This is a genomic window from Kitasatospora sp. NPDC088861, assembly GCF_044750105.1.
Lineage (GTDB): Bacteria > Actinomycetota > Actinomycetes > Streptomycetales > Streptomycetaceae > Kitasatospora.
Genome location: NZ_JBIVJF010000002.1, coordinates 139,867 through 160,713 on the forward strand (window position 1 = coordinate 139,867; position 20,847 = coordinate 160,713).

Consider the following 20,847-nt stretch of genomic DNA (forward strand, 5'->3'; position numbering starts at 1 on the left):
GGTCACCGCCATCATGGCAGGCGCGGGCCTCTTCCGGACAGCCGGGCTTGATGGATAATGTTGGATATTGTTGTTTCGTGTCGGATAGAGGGAAGAAGGCCATGGCCGGGACCCTGACCCAGCCCACCGCCAAGACCGCGACCACACTCGCGGACGGGCGACAGCTGATCTACTACGACAGCGGCGAGGCCGTCCCCCGGGACGCCGTCGACCGGCGCCCGCTCGACCCGCCCGCCCACGGCTCCGAGGTCCGGCTCGACCCGGCCACCGGAGCCTGGGTCACCGTCGCCGCGCACCGCCAGGCCCGCACCTACCAGCCCCCCGCCGAGGAGTGCCCGCTCTGCCCCTCCCGGGACGGCCGGCACAGCGAGATCCCCGCCGACAACTACCAGGTGGCCGTCTTCGAGAACCGCTTCCCCTCGCTGGCCGGCCCCCCGGCGGCGCTGGAAGGCGTCGGCGGACCGCGGGTCAGCGGCCCCGGCGCCGGGCGCTGCGAGGTGGTCTGCTTCACCGCAGACCACGACGCCTCCTTCGCCGACCTCGACGAGCGGCGGGCCCGCCTCGTCCTCGACGCCTGGACCGACCGCACCGCCGAACTCGCCGCCCTCCCCGGCGTCCGGCAGGTCTACTGCTTCGAGAACCGGGGTGCCGAGATCGGCGTCACCCTCGCCCACCCGCACGGCCAGATCTACGCCTTCCCCTTCACCACCCCGCGCACCGCCCGGATGGCCGCGCGCGCGGCCGAACACCGCGCCGCCACCGGCCGCAGCCTCTTCGACGACCTGCTCGCCGCCGAACGCGCCGACGGCGCCCGGGTGGTGCTCGCCGGAGAGCACTGGACGGCCTTCGTCCCCTTCGCCGCCCGCTGGCCGTACGAGGTGCACCTCTACCCGCACCGCCGGGTCGCCGACCTGACCGGCCTCGACGAGCCGCAGCGCGCCGAATTCCCGCGCCTCTACCTGGAGTTGCTGCGCCGCTTCGACCGCCTCTTCGGCGCCGGTCGCACCCCGTACATCTCCGCCTGGCACCAGGCGCCCGCCGGCCAGGAGCACGAACTCGCCCTCCACCTGGAGCTGTTCACCATCCGGCGCGCGGCCGACAAGCTCAAGTTCCTGGCCGGGGTGGAATCCGGCATGGACGCCTTCGTCAACGACGTCACCCCCGAGGACGCGGCCCGCCGGCTGCGGGAGGTAGCCCTGTGACCACGCCCGTAAGTACGCCCGTGACGACGCCCGTGACCACGCCCGTGGAGACTCCTGTGAACACCCCCGTGGCCTCCTTCGAAGAGCTCCACGGCCACGCCCCCGAGGGGGAGTGGGCCGCCCCCGGCCGGGTCAACCTGATCGGCGAGCACACCGACTACAACCTCGGGTTCGTGCTGCCGATCGCCCTCCCGCAGGCCGTCCGCGCCCAGGCCCGGCGCCGCGACGACGGCCGGCTGCGGCTCTGGTCCGCCCAGGGCGACGGGGTGGTCGCCGACCTGGCCGTCGCGGACCTGGCCCCGGGCTCGGTGCCCGGCTGGGCGGCCTTCCCCGCCGCCGTGGTGTGGGCGCTGCGCGAGGCCGGGCACCCCGTCGGCGGTGCCGAGTTCCGACTGGAGAGCGACGTGCCCGGTGGTGCCGGGCTGTCCTCCTCGGCCGCCCTGGAATGCGTCGTCGCGATCGCGTACAACGACCTGTACGGGCTGGGCCTGTCCGCACCCGACCTCGCCCTGATCGCCCAGCGGGCCGAGAACGACTTCGTCGGCGTCCCCTGCGGGATCATGGACCAGATGGCCTCGATGTGCTGCCGCCCGGGCGCCGCCCTGCACCTCGACAGCCGGGACCTGGCGATGCGGCAGGTGCCGCTGGACCTCGCCGGTTCCGGCCTCGCCCTGCTGGTCCTCGACACCCGGGTCAAGCACGACCTCGGCGACGGTGCCTACGCCGCCCTGCGGGCCGGCTGCGAGCGGGCGGCCGCGCTGCTCGGACTGCCCACGCTGCGCGAGCTGACGCCCGCCGCCCTGCCGGCCGCCCTGCCCCGACTTCCGGAGGAGCTGAGGCCGTTGGTGCGCCACGTGGTCACCGAGAACGAGCGCGTCACGGCCGCCGTCGCCCATCTGGACGCCGGTCGGCCCGCCGCGCTCGGCCCGATCCTCACCGCCGGCCACGCCTCGCTGCGCGACGACTACCGGGTCTCCTGCCCCGAGACCGACCTCGCCGTCGAGGCCGCCCTCGCCGCCGGCGCCCACGGCGCGCGGATGACCGGCGGCGGCTTCGGCGGCTCGGTGATCGCCCTCGTCGACGCACCGGCCGCCGACACCGTCGCCGCCGCCGTCACCACCGCGTTCCGCGCGGCCGGCTACGCCGCCCCGCGCACCCTCACGGCCGTCCCGGCCGAGGGGGCCCGCCGCACGGGCTGACCGGGCCCGTCGGGGTCGGCGCGGGGAGCACGCCTTCCCGGGGTCACGCCTTGTGGTCCGCCGGGCGCTCCGGAGACGCCTCCGCGAGCGCCCGGGTGACCGCCTCCACCCCGGCGCGCAGCCCGTACACCGGCGTGCCCGGCTGCTGGCGCCAGGACTCGTCGATCCCGCCCGCGTCCACCGTGTCGAAGCCCAACTCGTCGATCAGCGCCCGCACCACGCGCTTGGCCGCCTCGTCGTCCGCCGCCACCGGCAGGGCGATCCGCTCCGGGTCGCCCTCCGGCCGCGGCCGCTCCAGCAGGTCCTGCGCGTAGGTGCCGTTGAACGCCTTCACCACGGGGTGGCCGAGGTGCCGCTCCGTCCACCGGCTCTCGGTCAGCCCGTCGTCCTCGATCTCGTCGATCCGGCCGTCGCGCTGCTGCGGGTAGTAGTTGCCGGTGTCGATCACCGCCGCGCCCTCGGCCGCGCCGTCCAGCAGCCCGGCCGGCAGGTCCGGCACGTTCTTCAGCGGCACCGTCACCACCACGACCTGCGCTCCGCGCGCCGCCTCGGTGGCCGGCACGGCCGTCGCGCCCGTCTCCTCGGCCAGGGCGGCCAGCGACTGTGGACCGCGCGAGTTGGCCACCGAGACGTCGTGCCCGAGCGCCGTCAGCCGTCGGGTCAGGTTGCCGCCGATGTTGCCCGCACCGATGATGCCGATCTTCATGTCAGACCCCTGTTCGCGAGTGTCACACGCCTGTCGTCCTGCCCCAACCACCCGGTGGCGCCGTCGATTCCCGGTGCAGGGTGGTTCTTCCGGACCCAGGGTCGGGCCGGGCCTGGTCCCGGCTCCACGGCCGTCGGGAGAGTGGGTGCCATGACCGACAACGCCCCGTCCGACAACGCCATGACCCGGGATCCCGCCGACCCCCGGGAATTCGCCGACCGCACCGTCCTGATCACCGGCGGCACCAGCGGCATGGGCCTCGCCACCGCCCGCCGCCTCCTCGCCGCCGGCGCCCGGGTGGTCATCACCGGCCGTGACGACGCCCGGCTCGCCCGCGCCGCCGAACGGCTCGACGGCGGTGACCGGCTGCTCGCCGTCCGCGCCGACGTCGCCGCCCGGGCCGACCTCGCCCGGCTCGCCGCCACCGTCCGGGAGCGCCACGGCGCGCTCGACGGCGTCTTCGCCAACGCGGGCGTCGGCGTCTTCCAGCCCGCCGCCGACGTCACCGAGGACGACTTCGACCACACCGTCGACGTCAACTTCAAGGGCGTGTTCTTCACCGTCCAGCACGCCCTGCCCCTGCTGGAGGCGGCCGGCGGCGGCTCCATCGTGCTCAACGCCTCCTGGACCCCGCACCGCGGCCTGCCCGACGCCCCCGTCTACGCCGCGACCAAGGCGGCCGTCCTCAGCCTCGCCCGCACCCTCGGCAGCGGCCTCGCCGCGCGCGGCATCCGGGTCAACTCCGTCAGCCCCGGCTACATCGCCACCGAGATGTTCCACGCGGTGATCCCCGACCCGGCCGCTCACGAGCCGATCCGCGCGCGCATCCCGCTCGGCCGCCTGGGCCGGGCCGAGGACGTCGCCGAAACCGTCGCCTTCCTGCTCTCCGACCGGTCCTCCTACATCACGTCCCAGGACATCGTCATCGACGGCGGCCTGGTGCCCGCCGTCCAGGCCGTCGCGGGCTGACGTCCGGTTGATCCCCGGCTGCCCCCGGCCGCGCCCCGCTACCGCCTGCCCCCGGCCGCGCCCCGCTATCGCCTGCCCCCGGCCGCGCCCCGCTATCGCCTGCCCCCGGCCGCGCCCCGGTGCCGGCCGTGCCTGGTCCTGGCAGGGCCAGGCACGGCCGGCCGCCTCCGGGTGAGAATCATCCCCATGAACCTGACCAGTGCCCTGAGCGAGTTCCTCCGCACCCGCCGCGCCCAGCTGCGGCCCGAGGACGTCGACCTGCCCGACTACGGCGGACGCCGCCGGGTCGCGGGGCTGCGTCGCGAGGAGCTCGCCCACCTCGCTGGGGTCAGCGTCGACTACTACACCCGCCTCGAACAGGGCCGCGTCGGCAACCCCTCCGAAGCCGTCCTCGACGCCGTCGCCCGCGCCCTGCAACTCGCCCCCGACGAGTCCGGCCACCTCCACCGCCTCGCCCGCCCCACCCGCCGCGCGCCCCGCCGCCGCACCGCCCCGCAGCAGCCCCGCCCCTCCCTGCTGCGCCTGCTCGACCAGCTCGACCACGTCCCGGCGCTGGTGATGGGCCACCGGATGGACGTCCTGGCCTGGAACCGTGCGGCCGTCGCGCTGTTCGGCGACTACGGCGCCCTGCCGGTCGAGGACCGCAACATCGCCCGCGGCACCTTCCTCGACCCGGCCTCGCGCGAGCTCTACGGCGACTGGACGGCCTGCGCCCGCGAGAACGTCGCCTTCCTCCACCTGGAGGCGGGCCGCCGCCCCCACGACCCCCTCCTCGCCGAACTCGTCGGCCAACTCTGCGTCCACAGCGAGGAGTTCCGTCACCTCTGGGCCGAACACCCGGTCGCCGACAAGACCTCCGGCCGCAAGCTCTTCCACCACCCCATCGCCGGCCCCCTCGATCTCGCCTACGACACGCTCCGCCCCGCCGACGACCCCGACCAGGCCCTCGTCACCTACACCGCCGACCCGCACACCCCGTCGGACGACGCCCTGCGCCTCCTGCTCTCCTGGTCGGCGTCGGCGAGCCGCTGAGCGGCCCGCTCCAACGGCCGTCTGCCCGGACGGCACGAGATCCTGGGCACAAAAAGGCCGGTCGTAGGCCCTCGCGGGGGTCGAGGGCCTACGACCGGGGTTCAGGGGGCGGGCGTTAGTCGAGGTCGTCGCCGAAGTCGGGGCGGATGCCCTTGGCGAACTGGATCTCGTCGTTGCTGGTACCGGCCGCGACCATCGGCCAGACCATGGCGTCCTGGTGGACGATGAAGTCGATGACGACCGGGCGGTCGTTGATCTCCATGGCCTGCTTGATGACGGCGTCCAGGTCCTCGGGGCGCTCGCAGCGCAGGCCGACGCAGCCCATCGCCTCGGACAGGAGCACGAAGTCGGGGATCCGGGTGCCCTGGGCCGGGGGCGCGATGCCGTCGTGGTCGGGGCCGGCGTGCAGCACGGTGTTGGAGTAGCGCTGGTTGTAGAACAGCGTCTGCCACTGGCGGACCATGCCGAGCGAGCCGTTGTTGATGACCGCGACCTTGATCGGGATGTCGTTCAGGGCGCAGGTGGCCAGTTCCTGGTTGGTCATCTGGAAGCAGCCGTCGCCGTCGATCGCCCAGACCGGGGTGTCCGGTCGGCCGGCCTTGGCGCCCATCGCGGCCGGGACGGCGTAGCCCATGGTGCCCGCGCCGCCCGAGTTGAGCCAGGTGCCCGGCTTCTCGAACCGGATGAACTGCGAGCTCCACATCTGGTGCTGGCCGACGCCGGCGGCGTAGATCGCCTCCGGGCCGACCAGTCGGCCGATCCGTTCGATGACCTGCTGCGGGGAGAGCCGGCCGGCCGGGGCCGGTTCGTAGCCCAGCGGGTAGGTCTTCTTCCACTCGTCGAGCTTCTCCCACCACTGCGAGTAGTCGCCCTTGTGCCCGGCGTCGAACTCGGCCTGGACGGCCACGATCAGATCGGCCAGCACCTCGCGGGCGTCGCCGACGATCGGCACGTCGGCGGGGCGGTTCTTGCCGATCTCGGCCGGGTCGATGTCCGCGTGGACGACCTTGGCGTGCGGGGCGAAGCTGTCCAGCTTGCCGGTGACGCGGTCGTCGAAGCGGGCGCCGAGGGTGAAGAGCAGGTCGGTCTTCTGGAGTGCGGTGACGGCCGGGACGGAGCCGTGCATGCCGGGCATGCCCAGGTGCTGCGGGTGGCTGTCGGGGAAGGCGCCGAGCGCCATCAGGGTGGTGACCACGGGGGCGCCGGTCAGCTCGGCGAGGATCCGCAGCTCGGCGGTGGCCTGTGCCTTGATCACGCCGCCGCCGACGTACAGCACCGGGCGTTTGGCGCCCACCAGCATCTTCGCGGCCTCGCGGATCTGCTTGGCGTGCGGCTTGGTGATCGGCCGGTAGCCGGGCAGCGAGGGCTCGTCCTGCCGATGCCTTGTCAGGCCCTGGAGTGCGTCCTTGGTGATGTCGACGAGGACGGGGCCGGGGCGTCCGGTGGCGGCGATGTGGAACGCCTCGGCGATCACCCGGGGGATCTCGTCGGGGTTGGTGACCAGGTAGTTGTGCTTGGTGATCGGCATGGTGATGCCGCAGATGTCCGCCTCCTGGAAGGCGTCCCTTCCGATCAGGGTCGAGGGGACCTGGCCGGTGATCGCGACGATTGGCACGGAGTCCATGTAGGCGTCGGCGATCGGGGTCACCAGGTTGGTCGCGCCCGGGCCGGAGGTGGCCATGCAGACCCCGACCCGGCCGGTGGCCTGGGCGTAGCCGGTGGCGGCGTGGCCGGCGCCCTGCTCGTGCCGGACCAGGATGTGGCGCACCTTGGCCGAGTCCATCAGCGGGTCGTACGCGGGAAGGATGGCCCCGCCCGGGATGCCGAAGACGGTGTCCACTCCGACCTCTTCGAGTGAACGGATCAATGCCTGGGCGCCGGTCATCGCGGACTCCACGGGCCCGGTCCGTGCGTCGGGGGTGAACGGCGCTGGGGTCGATCCGGTGGTCTCGGTGCTGTGGGTGGTCACGGGGGACTCGCTCAACTGGGTCATCTGGCAATCTCTCGGTTTCGTCGACGTGGTGGTCCGGCGGGGAGTGCCGGGTGGTGTCCGTGGCCGGGGCCGCTGCGGTGCGCGGCGCCGTTGGGCGGCCAGGGACGTGTCGGGGAAACCGGGGCAGCAGGGTCTGTCTCCGCGCCGGTCGTCGGTCGTCGCGTGCTGAGGGGTGTTTCAGCGCTCGGTGCGACGCCGTGCCGTCAGGAAGCGGTGGCCGGAAGGGAGTTGCCCGGCCCGCAAGGAGTGTCTCGCGTCTCAGCCCTTGTTCGTGGGCGAGTGGTGGGTGAAGAGCAGGAAGACCAGGGCGATGGCGGCGATGGCCGCGCCGAGGCCGTACACGGTCGCGGCGCCGGCGCCGAGGGTGGCGCCGCCGATGATGGTGCCGAGGCCGATTCCGAGGTAGATGGAGGAGGAGTTGAGGGAGACCACCAGCGGGGCCTCCTGGGGGGCGACCTCGATCAGGCGGTGTTGCTGCGGGGGTGTCTGGCACCAACTGCTGGCGCCCCAGAGGAGGACCAGCAGGCCGACGACGGGCTTGAGGTCGGAGTCGGAGGCGGCGAGCCAGGCGAGGGACCCGAGGGCGACGACCATGGCGGTGTAGCCGACGATCAGGACCTTGGTGGAGCCCCAGCGGTCGGTGGTGTAGCCCGCGGCGAGGTTGCCGATGACGGCGCCGAGGCCGTACAGGAAGAGCATCCACAGGATGGAGCGCTCGGGCACCTTGACGGCTTCCAGCATGGGCACGCTGTAGGCGTACGCGGTGTAGCTGGCGCCCATGCCGAGGACGGTGAGCGGCAGGACGGCGAGGACGGCCGGCCGGCGCAGGACGGCGAGGCGGGTGCGTAGCGGCACCCGGACGTTGCCGGGGAGCCACGGCATGATCAGGCGCAGTATCACGGCGACGAGCAGGCAGAGTCCGGCGACGAGGCCGAGGGCGGTGCGCCAACCCAGCCAGTGGCTGGCGGCGTTGCCGAGCGGCACGCCGAGTGCGGTGGCGATGGTGAGGCCGCCGATGACCACGGCGAGGGCTCGGGCCCGCAGTTCGGGGCGGACGAGGGAGGCGCTGACGGCTCCGGCGTTGGGGGTGTAGGCGGCGGCGCCGGCGGCGGCGATGATGCGGCTGATGATCAGCACGGCCATGTTGGGGGCCAGTGCCGAGCCTAGGTTGGCGATGCCGAGCGTGAACAGTGCGGTGATCAGCAGGGTTCGGCGGGGAAGCCGGGCGAGGAGGGTGGCCAGGACGGGGGAGAGGACGGCGTAGGCAGCGGCGAAGACGGTGATCGACTGGCCGGCCGTGGCCGGGGAGACGTGCAGGTCCTGGGCCATGGAGGGGAGGAAGCCGGCCACGACGAAGGCGTCCGTGCCGACGGCGAACGTCCCTAAGGCGAGGACGAGGGTGGAGGACAGGCCGCCCTGGGGTGGTGAGCCGGGTTCGGCCGGAGCTTTCCGGTCGGCCGGAATCGAGACACTGGACATCCAGATTCTCCTTGCGGGTCGGTGCGCGTGCTGTGGTGTCGCCGCGCGGTGAGGCGGTCGGACCGTCGGGCGGTGCGGTCAGCCGGTCATGCGGGCGTAGTGGCGTCGGGTGCGGTCGGCGGCCCCGCCCGGCGCGGCGGCCATGAGGTCGGCCACCGTCTGCCCGGCGAGTTCGCGGCGCCAGGCCAGTTCGGCCTTGCGCATCGCGGTGGCGATCCCGCACGGCTGTCGGAACTCCCGTGCGATGGCGCCACCGCCGTCCGCGCGCTGGCGGATCTCGGTGCAGCGGAACACGTCGTCGGGGCCCTCGATGGCGGCGACCACGTCCATCAGGGTGATCTTCTCCGGCCGTCGGCCCAGCCGGAAGCCGCCCTTGGAGCCCGGCGTCGAGCTCAGGATGCCGGCCCGGACCAGTGCCTGTAGGCGCTTGGTCAGGTAGGCCGGCGGCAGGTCGAACCAGGCCGCCAGCCGTGCCGTCGGAACCGGTTGCTCACTGTCGAGCCATGCCAGGGTGAGGCAGCAGTGCAGGCCCCACTCGACTCCTTCACCCATTCGCATAACCAGGACAATACACGTCCAGGTTCTGCGACGCAGGCCGGACGCGCCGGAGGTCCGGAATATGTCAAGTCGCGGCCCGACGAGGGCGTTGCGGCCCTGCCGGACCTCCGGTACAACGGTTAGCAGCCGACCGGTCAGGCCCGCGAATCGGGCCTGAGGACCACCCGTCTGCCGTGCAGCTCGCCGCGTTCCATTCGGCCGTGGACCTCGGCGGCGGCGCTCAGCGGAAGGGTCTCGACCACCAGGGGGCGCAGCCGTCCGGCCGCGAGCAGGCGGTTGATGCCGACGGCGGCCTCGGCCAGTTCGGTGCTGGTCGCATGCGAGATCACGAAGCCGGCGATCGAGCAGTCCTTCATGTAGAGCGGCCCGACCGGGAGGATCGGCCGCGAGCGGGCGCCGGCCAGCAGGACGATCCGTCCGCGCGGGGCGAGCAGGTCGACGGCGGTGGCCAGGTCGTTCTCCCCGGACGTGTCGAGGTGGAGGTCGACGCCGCCGGGGCAGGCCTGGGCGAGCCGTTCGGCGAGGTCCGGATCGCGGTAGTCCAGGGCCTCGGCCGCACCCAGGGCGAGGCACTGTTCCAGGTCCCGGGCGGAGGCGGTGGCGACGACCCGGGCCCCGGCGTCGACGGCGAGGGTGACCAGCGCGGAGCCGACGTTCCCGGCCGCGCCGGCCACCAGGACGGTCTCACCGGCCCGCAGGCGGCCGTGTGTGAACAGGCCGAGGTAGGCGGTCGCGGCCGGATGGACGACGGCGACGGCCTCCTCGGGGAGGACGCCCTCAGGGAGGTGGTAGAGGCGGTCGGCGGGGACGACGACCTGCTCGGAGGCGGCGCCCTGGCGCCCGCCGTGGCCGAGGCTGTTGGTCCACACCCGGTCGCCGACGGCGAAGCCGGGGGCGGCCGGCCCGGCCGCGGCGACGGTGCCGACCAGGTCGCGGCCGATCACGAACGGGAACGCGACCGGGGTGCGGAAGAGGCCGGAGCGGACGAAGGTGTCCACCGGATTGACGGTGGTGGCCGTGACGTCGACCAGGATGTCGGTCGGCCCAGGACGGAGGGAGGGAAGTTCGCCGTAGCGGATGTTCTCGGGCGGCCCGAGGGCCTCGATGAAGGCTGCTCGCATGCTCGGAGAGTCTTCCACCGGTCAACGCCGGGGTGCCGCACGGAAGCCGTTTGTTCGTCAACTCGCGCGCGGTCGGCCCGCCCCTGATGGCCCCGGCACACCCCACCGGGCGGCTCCGGGGGCGATCGCGCCTGCTCGCGCGCTCTGTCCGGTGGTCCGGCCATAGGCCGCGCGTGCAGCCGTGTGCCCGGTGCACCTGGGCCCGGCCTGAGCCCTCTGCATACCGTCGACCCATCTGAAGATGCGTCTGCCATGTAGAGGTTGGGGATCTCGATGAGCGACTTCGCCCTGCACATCAGGGACACGCGAACACCCGGGCGCACGCCGGGCGTTGGCAGTTCCCACGACATCGTCCTCTCGGAGCTGTGCCCGGCGCTGTTCGCGTCGCTGCCCCGGGCGGACCAGCGCCGCAAGGGTGTGGAGTACCTGCGCGGACTGCTGGGCGCGGAGGGCCGCAAGTCGGTGCGCAACATCGCGCGGCTGATCGGCGGGCAGGCCACGGAGCAGAACCTGCACCACTTCATCAGCAGCTCCACCTGGGAGTGGGACCCGGTGCGCGCCGCGCTGGCGCACTACGTGACGTCCGTCGCGCCGCCGCAGGCCTGGGTGGTGCAGCAGACGGTCATCCCGAAGGCCGGGGAGCACTCGGTGGGCGTGGATCGCCGGTTCATCTCCTCGCTCGGCCAGGTGCTCAACGCGCAGCAGGCGGTGGGCGTCTGGGCGGCGTCCGAGGAGGTGAGCATGCCGGTGAACTGGCGGCTGCACCTGTCCCGGGCGTGGCTGGACGACGTGCCGCGGCGCAGCCAGGCGTCCATCCCGGCGAGTGTGGACACCCGGACGCTGGGCGACTGCTCGGTCGAGGCGGTGCTGGAGCTGACCTCGGACTGGCGGCTGCCCACGCTGCCGGTGGTGATGGACGTCCGGGAGCTGGACGGGATGAAGGCGCTGCGGCGGCTGCGCGCGGCGGGGGTGCCGTTCCTCGTGCGGATCAACAGCACGCTGCCGCTCCGCCCGGCCGAGGGGGCCGGGCACGGCGCGGAGGCGATGCCGGCCCACCGGATCATCGGGGCGTGCCGGGACCGCAGGCGGATGGTGACCTGGACCGACCACGGCCAGGACGCCGGGCTGCGTACCGCGCTGGTCGGTGCCGTCCGGGTGCGGACGGTGACCGGGGCGGCCCGCTCCCTGGGAGTGAGCCGCAGGCCGGACGGCCCGGACCGCGACCTGCTGCTGCTCGGCGCGGGCAGCTCCGGCCGGCGCTGGCCGCAGGAGCTGTGGCTGGCCGACGTCCCGGACGCCACGCCGGCCCAGCTGTTCCGGCTGAGCCTGCGGATCGGCCGGGTCGAGCGGGACTTCGACGAGATCGCGGACCGCACCGGCATCCGCGACTACACCGGCCGTTCCTTCAACGGCTGGCACCGCCATGTCACCCTCGCCTCGGCCGCACACGCGGTCGTGGCCCTCTCCCACACCGGCGGCCGCTCGCTCCGCCGCGTGAGCTAGGGGCACTCTTCCGGATCACGCCCGCGCCCCGACAGGCACTAGGTCCCTTGGTCGACTCCCGCCGACGGGCCGTCCTTGACGAGGAGGTCGCGGACGCGCGAGAGCCGTAGGGCGAGCTGGACTTCGAGCGCTTGGCCGGGGTCCTGCCAGTCGGGGCCGAGCAGTTCCGCGACGCGTTCCAGGCGGCGGGCGACGGTGTTCGGGTGGACGTGCAGCTTCTGGGCGGCCCGGGTGGGGCTGGCTCCGGTCTCGAAGTAGGCGTCCAGGGTGCGGCCGAGGTCGGTGAACCGCTGCCGGTCGTACTCGAGCACCGGACCGATGACCGAGTCGACGAAGGAACGGACGTCCCGGTTGTCGGCGAGCAGGACACCGAGGAAGCCCAGCTCCCGGGGGGAGGCCGAGCGGCCGGTGGCGTCGAGGGCGATCATCGCCTCCAGGCAGCGCAGCGCCTCCTGGTGGCAGTGGTAGACCGAGGCGGCGTCCGCGACCGGCCCGGCCGCCGCCACCGTGACCGGTTCGCTCAGCAGCGGGGCGAGTTCGTTCAGGACGGCCCGGGCCGTCGTGCCGGCGTCGGTGCCGGGCAGCAGCAGCACGGCGTTGCCGCCGTGCCCGACCCGCAGCCCGTTCAGTCGCTGGGCCAGGCCCGTGGCCAGGGCGCAGGCCCGGCCGACCGCTCGGGCCTCGGGACGGACGACCACCACCACGTGCGGCGTGGCCAGGTTGATGCCGAGCCGGCGGGCGCGCTCCTCCAACTGCTGCGGCGGGCGCTGGGCGCTGGTGAGCAGGTCCTCCATCAGCTCGCCGTGGGCGCGGCCCTGCACGACGGTGGTGTCGCCGGTGCGCAGCAGCTGCACCGCCACCGCCTGGGCGGCCAGGTGCAGCAGTTCGTCGATGCCGGCCGCGGGGAGGTCCTCGGGGCGGAACACCAGGGTGCCGAGTATCTCGCCTCCGGCGGTGACCGGGGCCGCCCAGAGGCCGTCCGCGGTGTGGACCGGGCGTTTGGCGGCGTGCACCTCCGCGGCGGCGGGTCCGGTCTCGGGCATCCGGCCGGTGGTGGTCAGGACGGTGCCGTCCGCCGCGTGGATCCGCAGCGCGCCACCCAGGTTCCGGCTCACGGCTTCGGCGAGACCGTGGAGTTCGCAGTCGGTCAGCGCCCGTTCGATCAGCTCGTGATGGATGCGCCGGTGCTCGCTGAGCTCCCGCAGCGACTCGGTGGTGCGTCCGTGCTCCTCGCGCAGGGTCTGCGCGGTGGCCTTGGCGTCGTCGAGGACGAGGGCGCGCTGGACGGCCAGGCCGGCGAGCTCGCCGAGCAGGTTCGTGGTGGAGATCTCCTCCGGGGTGTAGTGCCGCACATTGCGGTCGGCGACGTAGAGCGCGCCGAAGGGGTGTGGGCCGTAGCTCAGCGGGACGGCCATGATCGCGCGCAGCGCCTCGGCCCGGACCACCTCGTCGATGTCGGTGCTGTGCTGGATCCGGTTGTCGTCGAGGTAGTCCGGGGTCCAGACCGGCGCGAGGTTGGCGACGGCGGCGTGGCCGAGTCCGGAGCCGCCGGTCAGCTGGAGGCCGACGTTGAGCGTGGAGGTGTGGCCGTCCGACGCCCGGATGTAGGACAGGCCGTCCTCCGGTCCGGGGAAGCTGACGTACGCCATGTCCGAGCCGAGGAGCAGTCGCGAGCGCCGGGTGACGACCTTGAGCACCCCGTCGAGGGTGTCGGGGACGAGGAGGTCCCGGGCGGTGTCGAGCAGCGCGGACAGGCCCGCCTCGCGTTGCTGGCGCCCGCGGCGCTGGGCGCAGATGTCCAGTCCGAGCCGGACGGCCCGCTCCAGTGCGGCCGTCTCGGCCTCGCGGGCGCCGCCGCGGGCGGCCTCGGCAAGCAGTGACTCGATGCGCGCCGGTGGTGCCTCCGCCACCAGCAAGGTCAGTACCGTCAGCGCGTCAGGCCGCTTACGGACCCCCTGTTGGGCCATGCCCTACCCCCACCCGTGCACATCAGCCTTTTTGCCTGGCACATGCCAGGTAATGCAAAGTGTTTATCATGTCACTTTGGGTGGGGCTCGGATGATTCCACGGTTTGGACGGTGGAGGGGGCACCGCCGAGTGGCCCCGATGTGTTGCCGGGTCACCTTCCCGCCGCCCGTGCCGGTTGAGGAGGATGACGTGGTGGCCACCGGGGAGGTGGTCCGGGCGACAACGCCCAGCTGGCGCGGCGGGGGGCACAGGCGGACGACATGAAGGCGCTACAGGACTACCGCCGTTCGCTGGAACGGAGCAGGGCCGCGCTGGAGCACCCGCACCGGCCCGCGACCTTCCGGCTCTGCGGCCGTGAATGGGACCTGCTGCCAGGGATTTTCGCCCCGGTCTACTCGCCCACCAGCGAGATCTCCATGCGCCTGCTCGGTCTGGACGACCCGCGGGCCGCCGGGCGCTCCGGCTCGCTGCTGGAGATCGGCTGCGGCACCGGCGTCATCGCGGTGGCCGCAGCACTGGCCGGGCATGCACGGGTGGTGGCCGGCGACATCAACGAGGCCGCCGTCCGCAACACCGAGATGAACGCCCACCGGCACGGCGTCGCCGACCGCGTCCACAGCGTGCACAGCGACCTGTTCGCCGCGCTCGCGCCCGAGGAGCGCTTCGACACCGTCTTCTGGCACTCCAACTACGTGCTCGCGCCGGAGGACTACCGCTACCGGACGATGCACGAGCGCGGCTACGTCGACCCGGGCTACGCCGCCCACCGCCGCTTCCTCGTCGAGGCTCCGGGCCGGCTGGCTCCGGGCGGCTCGGTGCTGCTGCACTTCAGCGAGCGCGGCGACCTGACGGCGCTCCTCCGGATCGCCGAGGAATGCGGGCGCACCCTGCGGGTGGTGCGCAGCGGCGTCTTCCCGGAGGGCGAGGAGGAGGTCGCGCACATGTTGATCGAGGTGACCGTGGCGCGCGGCCGGTCCGGCGGCGAGACGGCACCTGGTACCGGCTTCTGACGTCCGAGCCCGGCGGCCCGATCTGCCACGCCGACTTCGGCACATGCCACGAGGTGCCGGCGCACGGTGGTCCGCCCACCCCGGGGGATGCGTGGGCCACCGGAGTCCGGCCGTGCTGTACGGCGTCCAGATGGGGCGCGCGCCCGAGCCGTTCCATGGCCGGATCTCGCCGGTCCGCCACCTCGGGACGGACCTCGTCGAGGGCCCGCCGTCACCGTTCTCGGTCGCGCCGGGGCGACATCTGACGGAGTGTGCCGCCACCTGATGGAGTATCCGCCACCTGACGAAGTGCGGGGGCGGGCGTTGGCGACACCTGGTGGCACGCCACAAGATCTGGAAGAGCCTCAGCCGTTCGGCGGCCGGCGGACCGCTGCCGGACCGGGACCCGGCCCGCGGGCCGGCCGCTCCTCCCTGACCCGTGCCATCCACAGCCTCGCCACGACGCCCTTCCGTGCGCGCCGCCGAGCCGGCGCACCTTCGCCCCGGGAGACCCCCATGGTCACCGCCCTGTCCGCGCTCCTGTCCCGGCCCGCACTCCATCAGCCCGACTGGGCCGACCACGAGCACCTTCCCGACATCAAGGACCGGCTGGCCGGTCTGCCGCCGCTGGTCGGCCCGGCCGACGTCCGGCGGCTGCGCTCCGTGCTCGCCGACGTCGCGGCCGGGCGGGCCCAGGTCGTACAGATCGGCGACTGCGCCGAGGACCCGGCGGAGTGCACCGCGGGCGACGTCGCCCGCAAGACCGGCCTGCTGGACGTCCTGGCCGGCATCGTCACGATGGCCACCCACCGGCCGGTGGTCCGGGTCGGCCGGATGGCCGGCCAGTTCGCCAAGCCCCGCTCCAAGCCGACCGAGTTCGTCGGGGGCCTGGAGATCCCGGTCTTCCGCGGCCACCTGGTCAACAGCCCCGAACCCGACCCGGAGCTGCGCCGCCCCGACCCGCGGCGGCTGCTCGGCTGCTACTGGGCGGCGGCCGAGGCGATGACCCACCTCGGCTGGTCGGATCCGGACCGTCGCTCGCCGCTCAGCCCGCCGGTGTGGACCAGCCACGAGGCGCTGCTGCTCGACTACGAAATTCCAATGATCCGTCAGATCGGTTACACCGAAAGCCTCTTGACGTCCACACACTGGCCGTGGATCGGCGAGCGGACCCGCGACGTGGCCGGCGCCCACGTCACGATGCTCGCGTCCGTGGCCAACCCGGTCGCGTGCAAGGTGGGACCCGGCATGGCACCCGAGGAACTGCTGGAGCTGTGCGCGCGGCTCGACCCGCACCGCGAGCCCGGGCGGCTGACCCTGATCGCCCGGATGGGCGCCGAGGTCGTCGCCGACCGGCTGCCCGCGCTGGTCAGGGCCGTCCGGGAGGCCGGCCACCCGGTCATCTGGCTCACCGACCCGATGCACGGCAATACCGTCACCACGCCCGGTGGGCTGAAGACCCGCTTCGTGGAGACCGTCGTCCGGGAGATCCAGCACTTCCAGTACGCCGTCCGCTCCGAGGGCGGCGTGGCCGGCGGCCTGCACCTGGAGACCACGCCCGACGACGTCACCGAGTGCGCCCACGACGCCTCCGGGGTGGCGCACGTCGGCGACAAGTACACCAGCTTCTGCGATCCCCGGCTCAACCCCGGCCAGGCCATCACCGTGGTCTCCGCCTGGGAGGGCTGACCCGCCGGGCCCGGAACGGCGCCACACACCACCACACCGAGAGCAACCGAGAGCAACCGAGCAACCGAGAGCAACCGAGAGCAACGGGCCGGCCACGCGTCGGCCCCGAGGGAGGTCCGGCAGTGACGAACACGATCGCCCTGGTCACCGGGGCAGCAGGCGGCATCGGCGCGGCCGTGGTCCGCGCCCTGGCCGAACAGGGCACCGCGGTGGCCGCGGCGGACCGCGACGAGGAGGGCCTGCGCAAGACCGTGGCCGCCCTCGCCGAGGAGGGCCTGCGGGCCGAGGCCTACCCGGTGGACGTCAGCGACCACCGCGCCGTCGACCTGCTCGTCGACCGGGTGGAGCGCGAACTCGGGCCGGTGGACCAACTGGTGAACGCCGCCGGGGTGCTGCGCCTCGGCGAGGTCCGGGACTTCTCCGTCGAGGACTGGACGGCCACCTTCGCGGTCAACGTCAACGGCGTCTTCCACGTGTCCCGCGCGGTGGTCGACCGGATGATCCCGCGCGGGCGCGGCGCCATCGTCACCGTCGCCTCCAACGCCGCCCGCACCCCGCGCACCGAGATGGCCGCCTACGCCGCTTCCAAGGCCGCCGCGACGATGTTCACCAAGAGCCTCGGCCTGGAGGTCGCCAGGTACGGCATCCGCTGCAACCTCGTCGCCCCCGGATCCACCGACACCCCGATGCTCACCTCGATGTGGCACGACGAGTCCGGCCCGCAGGGCACCCTGCACGGTCGCGCGGACGCTTTCCGGGTCGGCATCCCGCTCAACAAGCTGGCCAGCCCTGCCGACATCGCCGCCGCCGTGCTCTTCCTGCTCTCCGACGCGGCCGGCCACATCACCCTGCACGACCTCACCGTCGACGGCGGCGCCGGCCTCGGCGCCTGACCGGCCCGCCCAACTCATCATTCCCCCAGGAGAGTCCACCGCATGGCAGGCATTCCGACCATCGAGCCCTATCCGATGCCGACCGCGGGCGAGCTGCCCGACAACACCGTGTCGTGGACCGTCCGCCCGGACCGCGCGGTGCTGCTCGTGCACGACATGCAGCGCTACTTCCTGCGCCCCTTCCCGGCGGACGAGGCACCCGGCCGGGAGCTGCTGCACAACGCCGCCCTGCTGCGCCGCCAGGCCGCCGAGCTCGGCGTGCCGGTCGCCTACACCGCCCAGCCGGGCGGCATGACCACCGAACAGCGCGGGCTGTTGCTGGACTTCTGGGGCCCAGGGATGCGGATGGACCCGGTCGACCGCGAGGTCGTCGAGTCGCTCGCCCCGGCCCCCGGCGACTGGCTGCTCACCAAGTGGCGCTACAGCGCCTTCTTCCGCTCCGACCTGCTCCAGCGGATGCGCGAGGAGGGCCGCGACCAGCTGATCCTGTGCGGCGTGTACGCCCACGTGGGCGTACTGATGACGGCCGTCGACGCCTTCACCAACGACATCCGGCCGTTCCTGGTCGCCGACGCCGTCGCGGACTTCTCCGCCGCCCACCACCGGCTCGCCCTGGAGTACGCCGCCGCGCGCTGCGCGATGCTGATCACCGCCAAGGAGACCTTCGCATGACCGACCGGACGACGGACCGGGCGAGCGAGCGGACGACGGGCCGGGCGAGCGGCCGGACGACGGACCGGACGGCCGAGGAACTGCTGCGCCGGGTGCTCGCGGAGCGGCCGCCCGCCTTCGCCCTCCTGCACCGGCCCGAGACCACCGGCCCGGGCACGCTGGACGTCCTGTTCGGCGAGGTCGCCACCGCGGACACGCTGGACGGTGTCCCGCTGGGCCCCGAGCCCGGCCGCCCGGGCCCGGAGGTCCTGGTCCTGGTCCCGTACCGGCAGATCGCCGAGCGCGGCTTCGAGGCCCAGGACGACGGTGCCCCGCTGCTCGCCATGACGGTGACCGAGCACGCCACCGTCGACCTCGGCGAAGCGCTGGCGCTGATCCCGGACCGGCCCACCGAGCTGACCGGCGCCCGCTTCGACCTCGGCGACGAGGAGTACGCCGACATCGTCCGCCGGGTGGTCGCCGAGGAGATCGGGCAGGGCGTCGGCGCCAACTTCGTCGTCCGCCGCACCTTCCTGGCCGAGATCAGTGACTACACCCTGCGCGCCGCGCTGGCCTTCTTCCGCCGGCTGACCGAGCGCGAGGCGGGCGCCTACTGGATCTTCGTCGTGCACACCGGGGAGCGGACCTTCGTCGGCGCCAGCCCCGAGCGGCACATCAGCCTGGCCGACGGCGTCGCCGTGATGAACCCGATCAGCGGCACCTACCGCTACCCGCCCTCCGGCCCCACCCTGGCCGGCGTGATGGACTTCCTCGCCGACCGCAAGGAGGCCGACGAGCTCTACATGGTGGTCGACGAGGAGCTCAAGATGATGGCCCGGATCTGCGAGGGCGGCGGCCGGGTGGTCGGCCCGTACCTCAAGGAGATGGCCCGGCTCGCGCACACCGAGTACCTCATCGAGGGCCGAACCGACCGCGACCCGCGCGAGATCCTCCGCGAGACGATGTTCGCCCCGACCGTCACCGGCAGCCCGCTGGAGAGCGCCGCCCGGGTCATCCGCCGTTACGAGACCGCCGGGCGCGGCTACTACAGCGGCGTGGCCGCGCTGATCGGCCGGGACGAGCGCGGCGGGCGCACGATGGACTCCGCGATCCTGATCCGCACCGCCGACATCGACACCGCCGGCCGGATCCGGATCGGGGTCGGCGCCACCCTGGTGCGCCACTCCGACCCGGCCTCCGAGGTCGCCGAGACCAGGGCCAAGGCGGCCGGGCTGCTGGCCGCGCTGGAAGCCGGAGGCCCGCGCACCTTCGCCGGCCACCCCCGGGTACGGGCCGCGCTGGAGCGGCGCAACACCGTCATCTCGGATTTCTGGCTGGCCGAGGACGCGGACCGCGGCCGGCGGCTCGCCGAATTCGCCGGGCGCCGGGTGCTCGTGATCGACGCCGAGGACACCTTCACCGCCATGATCGGCCACCAACTCCAGTCACTCGGGCTTGAGGTGACGATCCGTCGGTTCGACGAGCACTACGCCTTCGACGGCTTCGACCTGGTCGTGATGGGCCCGGGGCCGGGCGACCCGCGGCAGGCCGACCACCCCAAGATCGCCAGTCTGCGCGCCGCGGTGGCCGAGTTGCTCGCCCGGCGGCGCCCGTTCGTCGCGGTCTGCCTCAGTCACCAGGTGCTGTCGACCCTGCTCGGCCTGCCGCTGCGCCGCCGGGACGTCCCCAACCAGGGTGTCCAGCGCGAGATCGACCTGTTCGGCGCTCGTGAGCGGGTGGGCTTCTACAACACCTTCGCCGCCGTCAGCCCGCACGACACGGTCGACGTGGACGGCGTCGGCACCATCGAGGCCGTCCGCGACCGGGAGACCGGCGAGGTGCACGCCCTGCGCGGCCCGCACTTCGCGTCCATGCAGTTCCACGCCGAGTCGGTGCTCACCCAGGACGGCCCCCGGATCGTCGGCGGCCTGATCGCCGAGGTCCTCCGTGCCGGGGCGATCCTTGCCGGGTAGTCTCCGGGAGACCGCACGGGAGAGGGGCCGACAGGATGGGCGATGACCGCGCCACCGGCGAATGGGGAGCGGAACTGCTCGACGTCGGGGCCTACCTGGCCCGCACCGGTGTTTCCGGTCCGCTGCCCCCCGAACCCGGGACGCTGCGCCGGCTGCACCGCGCCCACCTGCTGGCCCTCCCGTTCGAGAACCTCGACATCCCGCTCGGCCGCGGCGTCCCGCTCGACCTGGACCGCGTCCAGGCCAAGCTGGTCGCCGGCGGCCGCGGCGGCTACTGCTTCGAACAGAACCTGCTCTTCGCCGCGGTGCTGGAACGCCTGGGCTTCCAGGTCACCAGGCTCGCCGCCCGCGCCCTGCTGAACGCCGGCCGACCGCTGCCACGCACCCACCTGGTGCTGCTGGTGACGGTCGGCCAGGCGCGTTTCCTCGCCGACGTCGGCTTCGGCGACAAGGGGCCGCTGGAGCCGCTGCCGCTGACCGACGGCGCCCTGGCCGAGCCCGACGGCTGGACTCACCGGCTCCGCCGGGTCGGCTCGGAGCCGGACTGCTGGGTGCTCGAACTCCTTTGTCCCGACGGGTGGTTGCCGCTCTACCGGTTCGAGACGGGCCTGCCGCTGCACCAGGTCGACTGCGTGGTGATGAACCACTACACCTCCACCCACGAGCGCTCCCCGTTCACCGGCCGGGCCTACCTGTCCAAGATCACGTCGCAGCGCCGGCTCTCCCTCGACGGCCGGCGGCTGGTCGTCGGCCGCGCCGACGGCACGACGGAGGCCGCGGACCTCACCGACGAGCGGTACGCCACCGTCCTCGCGGAGGACTTCGGTGTCCGGCTCGGGCCCGGGGACCTGCGGTCCGTCCTGCGCAGCCTGCCGGCCATCGGCTCCTCCTGACACGCGTCGGCCCCGGCGGGTCTCACGAC

General features: G+C 73.4%; 17 protein-coding genes. 11 read left to right on the forward strand and 6 right to left on the reverse strand.

What is annotated here, in order from left to right; genetic code table 11:
• The first annotated feature begins 101 nt into the window (after nucleotides 1-101).
• A complete protein-coding gene (gene galT, locus ACIP37_RS04480; protein ID WP_400803358.1) occupies nucleotides 102-1,202 on the forward strand; it encodes a galactose-1-phosphate uridylyltransferase in 1,101 nt (366 codons plus the stop codon).
• A gap of 56 nt (nucleotides 1,203-1,258) precedes the next feature.
• On the forward strand, nucleotides 1,259-2,401 hold the full coding sequence (gene galK, locus ACIP37_RS04485) for a galactokinase (protein ID WP_400803355.1): 1,143 nt from the start codon (nucleotides 1,259-1,261) through the stop codon (nucleotides 2,399-2,401).
• A gap of 43 nt (nucleotides 2,402-2,444) precedes the next feature.
• On the opposite strand, the gene ACIP37_RS04490 is transcribed toward galK, so the two are convergent.
• Complete coding sequence (locus tag ACIP37_RS04490; RefSeq protein WP_363579925.1) at nucleotides 2,445-3,158, reverse strand: NAD(P)-binding domain-containing protein; 714 nt, start codon at nucleotides 3,156-3,158, stop codon at nucleotides 2,445-2,447.
• 99 nt (nucleotides 3,159-3,257) lie between these two features.
• Between ACIP37_RS04490 and ACIP37_RS04495 the strand changes: the two genes are divergently transcribed.
• Both ACIP37_RS04495 and ACIP37_RS04500 read left to right on the forward strand, forming a co-directional pair.
• A complete protein-coding gene (locus ACIP37_RS04495) occupies nucleotides 3,258-4,076 on the forward strand; it encodes a glucose 1-dehydrogenase (protein ID WP_363579926.1) in 819 nt (272 codons plus the stop codon).
• Between the two features lie 186 nt (nucleotides 4,077-4,262).
• The gene (locus ACIP37_RS04500; protein ID WP_363579927.1) at nucleotides 4,263-5,108 is read left to right on the forward strand and encodes a helix-turn-helix transcriptional regulator; all 846 of its coding nucleotides are present in this window, start codon (nucleotides 4,263-4,265) and stop codon (nucleotides 5,106-5,108) included.
• Between the two features lie 115 nt (nucleotides 5,109-5,223).
• Here ACIP37_RS04500 and ACIP37_RS04505 read toward each other — a convergent pair whose 3' ends face one another.
• The 4 genes from ACIP37_RS04505 to ACIP37_RS04520 form a co-directional block, all read right to left on the reverse strand.
• Nucleotides 5,224-7,101: an acetolactate synthase large subunit gene (locus ACIP37_RS04505; RefSeq protein ID WP_400803348.1), complete on the reverse strand. Its 1,878-nt coding sequence runs from the start codon at nucleotides 7,099-7,101 to the stop codon at nucleotides 5,224-5,226.
• Between the two features lie 258 nt (nucleotides 7,102-7,359).
• Nucleotides 7,360-8,580: an MFS transporter gene (locus ACIP37_RS04510; protein WP_363632354.1), complete on the reverse strand. Its 1,221-nt coding sequence runs from the start codon at nucleotides 8,578-8,580 to the stop codon at nucleotides 7,360-7,362.
• Between the two features lie 78 nt (nucleotides 8,581-8,658).
• Nucleotides 8,659-9,138, reverse strand: coding sequence for an Rrf2 family transcriptional regulator (locus ACIP37_RS04515; protein ID WP_363587036.1), 480 nt, complete (start codon nucleotides 9,136-9,138; stop codon nucleotides 8,659-8,661).
• 134 nt (nucleotides 9,139-9,272) lie between these two features.
• Nucleotides 9,273-10,259 carry an NADPH:quinone reductase gene (locus tag ACIP37_RS04520; RefSeq protein WP_363587037.1) on the reverse strand — a complete coding sequence of 329 codons (987 nt, stop codon included), beginning with the start codon at nucleotides 10,257-10,259 and terminating at the stop codon, nucleotides 9,273-9,275.
• Nucleotides 10,260-10,532: 273 nt separating this feature from the next.
• On the opposite strand from ACIP37_RS04520, the gene ACIP37_RS04525 reads away from it, so the two are divergent.
• Nucleotides 10,533-11,762 carry an IS701 family transposase gene (locus tag ACIP37_RS04525; protein WP_371516079.1) on the forward strand — a complete coding sequence of 410 codons (1,230 nt, stop codon included), beginning with the start codon at nucleotides 10,533-10,535 and terminating at the stop codon, nucleotides 11,760-11,762.
• Nucleotides 11,763-11,800: 38 nt separating this feature from the next.
• On the opposite strand, the gene ACIP37_RS04530 is transcribed toward ACIP37_RS04525, so the two are convergent.
• On the reverse strand, nucleotides 11,801-13,672 hold the full coding sequence (locus ACIP37_RS04530) for a helix-turn-helix domain-containing protein (RefSeq protein WP_400843464.1): 1,872 nt from the start codon (nucleotides 13,670-13,672) through the stop codon (nucleotides 11,801-11,803).
• Between the two features lie 318 nt (nucleotides 13,673-13,990).
• On the opposite strand from ACIP37_RS04530, the gene ACIP37_RS04535 reads away from it, so the two are divergent.
• From ACIP37_RS04535 to ACIP37_RS04560, 6 genes are all read left to right on the forward strand, one after another.
• Entirely contained in the window at nucleotides 13,991-14,740 is a 750-nt protein-coding gene (locus ACIP37_RS04535) for a 50S ribosomal protein L11 methyltransferase (protein WP_363632359.1), read from the forward strand.
• Nucleotides 14,741-15,235: 495 nt separating this feature from the next.
• Complete coding sequence (locus ACIP37_RS04540; protein WP_371516077.1) at nucleotides 15,236-16,408, forward strand: 3-deoxy-7-phosphoheptulonate synthase; 1,173 nt, start codon at nucleotides 15,236-15,238, stop codon at nucleotides 16,406-16,408.
• Nucleotides 16,409-16,530: 122 nt separating this feature from the next.
• Entirely contained in the window at nucleotides 16,531-17,301 is a 771-nt protein-coding gene (locus ACIP37_RS04545) for a 2,3-dihydro-2,3-dihydroxybenzoate dehydrogenase (RefSeq protein WP_363587042.1), read from the forward strand.
• 42 nt (nucleotides 17,302-17,343) lie between these two features.
• Nucleotides 17,344-17,973 (forward strand): isochorismatase family protein, encoded by a 630-nt coding sequence (locus ACIP37_RS04550; RefSeq protein ID WP_063346539.1) that lies wholly within the window; start codon nucleotides 17,344-17,346, stop codon nucleotides 17,971-17,973.
• Nucleotides 17,970-19,925 (forward strand): anthranilate synthase family protein, encoded by a 1,956-nt coding sequence (locus ACIP37_RS04555; RefSeq protein WP_400803340.1) that lies wholly within the window; start codon nucleotides 17,970-17,972, stop codon nucleotides 19,923-19,925. The genes ACIP37_RS04550 and ACIP37_RS04555 overlap by 4 nt, the downstream gene beginning before the upstream one ends.
• Before the next feature lie 35 nt (nucleotides 19,926-19,960).
• Complete coding sequence (locus ACIP37_RS04560) at nucleotides 19,961-20,818, forward strand: arylamine N-acetyltransferase (RefSeq protein WP_363587044.1); 858 nt, start codon at nucleotides 19,961-19,963, stop codon at nucleotides 20,816-20,818.
• The last annotated feature ends 29 nt before the right edge of the window (nucleotides 20,819-20,847 follow it).

What these genes read in the sequence shown, in the direction of transcription:
- galT (WP_400803358.1), top strand. Translation starts at nt 102, where the DNA reads ATGGCCGGGACCCTGACCCAGCCCACCGCCAAGACCGCGACCACACTC.
- ACIP37_RS04560 (WP_363587044.1), top strand. Translation starts at nt 19,961, where the DNA reads ATGGGCGATGACCGCGCCACCGGCGAATGGGGAGCGGAACTGCTCGAC.
- ACIP37_RS04505 (WP_400803348.1), bottom strand. Translation starts at nt 7,101, where the DNA reads ATGACCCAGTTGAGCGAGTCCCCCGTGACCACCCACAGCACCGAGACC.
- ACIP37_RS04520 (WP_363587037.1), bottom strand. Translation starts at nt 10,259, where the DNA reads ATGCGAGCAGCCTTCATCGAGGCCCTCGGGCCGCCCGAGAACATCCGC.
- ACIP37_RS04550 (WP_063346539.1), top strand. Translation starts at nt 17,344, where the DNA reads ATGGCAGGCATTCCGACCATCGAGCCCTATCCGATGCCGACCGCGGGC.
- ACIP37_RS04540 (WP_371516077.1), top strand. Translation starts at nt 15,236, where the DNA reads ATGGTCACCGCCCTGTCCGCGCTCCTGTCCCGGCCCGCACTCCATCAG.
- ACIP37_RS04500 (WP_363579927.1), top strand. Translation starts at nt 4,263, where the DNA reads ATGAACCTGACCAGTGCCCTGAGCGAGTTCCTCCGCACCCGCCGCGCC.
- ACIP37_RS04515 (WP_363587036.1), bottom strand. Translation starts at nt 9,138, where the DNA reads ATGCGAATGGGTGAAGGAGTCGAGTGGGGCCTGCACTGCTGCCTCACC.
- ACIP37_RS04555 (WP_400803340.1), top strand. Translation starts at nt 17,970, where the DNA reads ATGACCGACCGGACGACGGACCGGGCGAGCGAGCGGACGACGGGCCGG.
- ACIP37_RS04525 (WP_371516079.1), top strand. Translation starts at nt 10,533, where the DNA reads ATGAGCGACTTCGCCCTGCACATCAGGGACACGCGAACACCCGGGCGC.
- ACIP37_RS04495 (WP_363579926.1), top strand. Translation starts at nt 3,258, where the DNA reads ATGACCGACAACGCCCCGTCCGACAACGCCATGACCCGGGATCCCGCC.
- ACIP37_RS04510 (WP_363632354.1), bottom strand. Translation starts at nt 8,580, where the DNA reads ATGTCCAGTGTCTCGATTCCGGCCGACCGGAAAGCTCCGGCCGAACCC.
- ACIP37_RS04535 (WP_363632359.1), top strand. Translation starts at nt 13,991, where the DNA reads ATGAAGGCGCTACAGGACTACCGCCGTTCGCTGGAACGGAGCAGGGCC.